Here is a 3,096-nt window from a genome sequence, read left to right on the forward strand (position 1 = left end):
ATTGTGCAAGTGAGTTTTTCCGCTTTAGCAAGATGTCGACATTCCTTCTCGAAACGCTCAGGGATTTTGCCTTTATGATGCGTCATTCTACCGTCTTTAAAATGCATTTCGAAAATAGTGAATCCCTTCTTACCACCAAATATCAGTTTATAAACAAGAAACAAACCAATCGCGATAAAAATGAGTTTAAAAACTGTGGCTGTCATAACGCCTCCTATCTTATGTTTATAGGACAAAGATACTCTGGAGTGATGATGTTTAACAGTGCGCTAACACGCAATTTTAATTTGGCAATCGCAGGATTCTGACCTAGTCTTAAGCTAGTAAGGAAATGTCACTCCCACTGTTAAGGAAAACGCCATGTACCTATCTAACGCTGACCGTTGGTCATTACTGTGCAAAAAACAAATTGATATGATTGATAAACTGTCTGCTAGCTTTCCTGAGCGAAAAGAACCGCTTAATGAATTAACTCATAGCTGGCGACATTTGCAGCATCAAGTACAAGCCGGTGGTAGGCCTGTCATGCATGAGTCAATTAAATAGCTGTTTTTTAGCGTGTGGGTAGTTAGAGTCGAACTCAGAACCCACTGGAATGATTGGAAGTCAGTTGATGTACATTCTTGATGCATTGAGTTTTAGGAATACATACAAACAAAAAAGCCACTCAGTGAGTGGCTTTTTTGTTTGTATGGTGCCGGCACCAAGAGTCGAACTCGGGACCTACTGATTACAAGTCAGTTGCTCTACCAACTGAGCTATGCCGGCTAAATTTTTACTGCTAAATAGTGGTGCCCGAACCCGGAATCGAACCAGGGACACGAGGATTTTCAATCCTCTGCTCTACCGACTGAGCTATTCGGGCAACTAACTAAGTGTTAGTTGTCTACTTCAAACTGAGTATTTGGCACCCATCCGTTCGAAGTGCGCGTATAATATAGTGCTCGCTTTCGCTGTGCAAGCTCTTTTAATTCGACTGGTTAAGTATTAAACAAGGTGCGCAAAATTTATCGCTTTACTTGAATGTGAATGGTTTACTTAGCCGAACTATCAATGGGTTAAAACAATTAAATAGTGGGAGATGTGAATAAAACCTTAGTCTATGTCTCCGAACTTTGATAATTCGCGAAGCTAAGTGCAAAGCAGTGAATCAATATTTGTTTCAATGGTGTCAGGAGCAAAAGTCGAACTTGGACACCTCTGTAATTATCGAGAGTAGATTAGCTGTAATTTAGATTGGAGTAATATGACTTGACCGAAATCCTAGCAACAAAAAAGCCACTCATTGAGTGGCTTTTTTGTTTTTTTATGGTGCCGGCACCAAGAGTCGAACTCGGGACCTACTGATTACAAGTCAGTTGCTCTACCAACTGAGCTATGCCGGCTTAAATTTTACTGCTGAATAATGGTGCCCGAACCCGGAATCGAACCAGGGACACGAGGATTTTCAATCCTCTGCTCTACCGACTGAGCTATTCGGGCAACTAAACTGAGCGTTAGTTGACTACTAAAAACTGACAACTCAATGCTGCCTCGTTCGAAGTGCGGCTATATTAACGAGGGATATTAGCCTCTGCAAGCGCTTTTTCCGGATAAATGATGCGTTCGACTGTTTAATGTGCACTTTGAGTGTTTTTTGTCAATTATCGCGTCAAAACTAGGCGGGTTTCATGGGGGAATATTGTTTGTCTTACCGTTATGGCTCCATCTATCACTTACTTTTTACCAATAAAGCGTGGTTTTGAACTATATTTCTAAATTTTAGAAAGGTATGGGCGATTTTTGCTGATTTTAGTTTTTAAATTTCGTTCTATGATAATGACTATTATTTAATGACACGGCTTAAGTATGAAGGTTTGGAGTGGCGATATGTTTAGAAATACTAATTTGAATTATGGGCTTATTGCTATTGTTAGCCATTGGTTGAGTGCTGTAGCCGTGATTGGATTATTTGCTGTAGGGGTTTGGATGGTGGAATTAACTTATTACAGTCCTTGGTATAAAACTGCGCCACATTGGCATAAAAGCGTCGGGATTTTGTTGCTGGTATTAACGCTATTTCGTCTTGTTTGGCGTTTGGTTAATCCTAAACCTGCGTCAGAGCCAAATCACCAGCCATGGGAAAAGTTAGCGGCTCATGTGGCCCATATCGCCATTTATTTTCTACTGCTGCTGATCATGGCTGCTGGAATATTGATTTCTACTGAAGAAGGTCGCGGAATCATGCTGTTTGACTGGTTTGAATTGCCCAGTTTTAGGCCTTTGTTTGAAAACCAAGCAGATATAGCAGGTGATATCCACCAATACGCCGCCTATAGCTTAATCGCACTGGTTGTGATCCACGCTGTAGGAGCATTAAAGCATCACTTTATCGATAAAGATTCAACACTACTCAAAATGATTAAATTTAAACGAGGATAATATAATGAAAAAGCAACTGTTAAGCGCACTGATTAGTGCATCTCTTTTCGCTCCTATGGCGGTTTCTGCGGCTGATTATGTGATTGATACAGAAGGAGCTCATGCTTCTATTACCTTTAAAGTTAATCATTTAGGTTATAGCTATGTGGTAGGCCGTTTTAATGATTTTAGTGGCGACTTTAGCTTTGATGCCGCTAAACCTACTGCAATGAAGGTGAATGTTACTGTTAATACGCTTAGTGTCGATTCAAATCATGCTGAGCGTGATAAACACATTCGTGGCGAAGATTTCCTTAATACTGGCAAATTTGCGAAAGCAGCGTTTGCATCGACTTCAGTGGAAGATAAAGGTAATGGCGACTTAGTGATTAACGGTAATTTAACCTTAAATGGCGTGACTAAACCTCTGGCAATTCAAGCCCATGCAGTTGGTGAAGGTCAAGACCCTTGGGGCGGATACCGCGTAGGTTTCACAGGGAAAACCACTTTTGCGATGAAAGATTATGGCATCAAGATGGACTTAGGTCCTGTTTCTAGTCACGTTGAGTTAGATCTCGTGGTTGAAGGTGTACGTAAGTAACGATTTAGTTTACTAACTTGCCATTTATCGCTAATAAAAAAAGCGCCTTTAGGCGCTTTTCTGTTTTTGACGAAGAAACTGAAGCTTACTCTTGA

4 protein-coding genes and 4 tRNA genes are annotated in these 3,096 nt (G+C 40.7%); 3 read left to right on the forward strand and 5 right to left on the reverse strand.

From position 1 onward, the window contains the following. On the reverse strand, positions 1-206 hold a 206-nt coding region (locus H9J30_RS21445), incomplete at its 3' end, for a DUF3634 family protein (RefSeq protein ID WP_240132831.1). Positions 207-360: 154 nt separating this feature from the next. On the opposite strand from H9J30_RS21445, the gene H9J30_RS21450 reads away from it, so the two are divergent. Next, complete coding sequence (locus H9J30_RS21450) at positions 361-546, forward strand: hypothetical protein (RefSeq protein ID WP_240132832.1); 186 nt, start codon at positions 361-363, stop codon at positions 544-546. A 146-nt stretch (positions 547-692) separates the two neighbouring features. On the opposite strand, the gene H9J30_RS21455 is transcribed toward H9J30_RS21450, so the two are convergent. The 4 genes from H9J30_RS21455 to H9J30_RS21470 all read right to left on the reverse strand — a co-directional run bounded on the left by H9J30_RS21455 (position 693) and on the right by H9J30_RS21470 (position 1,482). Further along, positions 693-768: transfer RNA gene (locus H9J30_RS21455), tRNA-Thr, on the reverse strand. Positions 769-789: 21 nt separating this feature from the next. Further along, positions 790-865: transfer RNA gene (locus tag H9J30_RS21460), tRNA-Phe, on the reverse strand. Positions 866-1,309: 444 nt separating this feature from the next. Further along, positions 1,310-1,385: transfer RNA gene (locus H9J30_RS21465), tRNA-Thr, on the reverse strand. Between the two features lie 21 nt (positions 1,386-1,406). Next, positions 1,407-1,482, reverse strand: a tRNA-Phe gene (locus H9J30_RS21470). A 387-nt stretch (positions 1,483-1,869) separates the two neighbouring features. Here H9J30_RS21470 and H9J30_RS21475 point away from each other — a divergent pair. Next, complete coding sequence (locus H9J30_RS21475; protein WP_240132833.1) at positions 1,870-2,421, forward strand: cytochrome b; 552 nt, start codon at positions 1,870-1,872, stop codon at positions 2,419-2,421. Between the two features lie 4 nt (positions 2,422-2,425). Continuing rightward, on the forward strand, positions 2,426-3,001 hold the full coding sequence (locus tag H9J30_RS21480) for a YceI family protein (RefSeq protein ID WP_240132834.1): 576 nt from the start codon (positions 2,426-2,428) through the stop codon (positions 2,999-3,001). Positions 3,002-3,096: the final 95 nt, after the last annotated feature.

The sequence above is a fragment of the Shewanella cutis genome (assembly GCF_022410515.1).
Classification (GTDB): domain Bacteria; phylum Pseudomonadota; class Gammaproteobacteria; order Enterobacterales; family Shewanellaceae; genus Shewanella; species Shewanella cutis.

Bases quoted from the DNA above. Each gene is read 5' to 3' on its own strand.
- H9J30_RS21450 (WP_240132832.1), top strand. From the start codon at position 361: ATGTACCTATCTAACGCTGACCGTTGGTCATTACTGTGCAAAAAACAA.
- H9J30_RS21475 (WP_240132833.1), top strand. From the start codon at position 1,870: ATGTTTAGAAATACTAATTTGAATTATGGGCTTATTGCTATTGTTAGC.
- H9J30_RS21480 (WP_240132834.1), top strand. From the start codon at position 2,426: ATGAAAAAGCAACTGTTAAGCGCACTGATTAGTGCATCTCTTTTCGCT.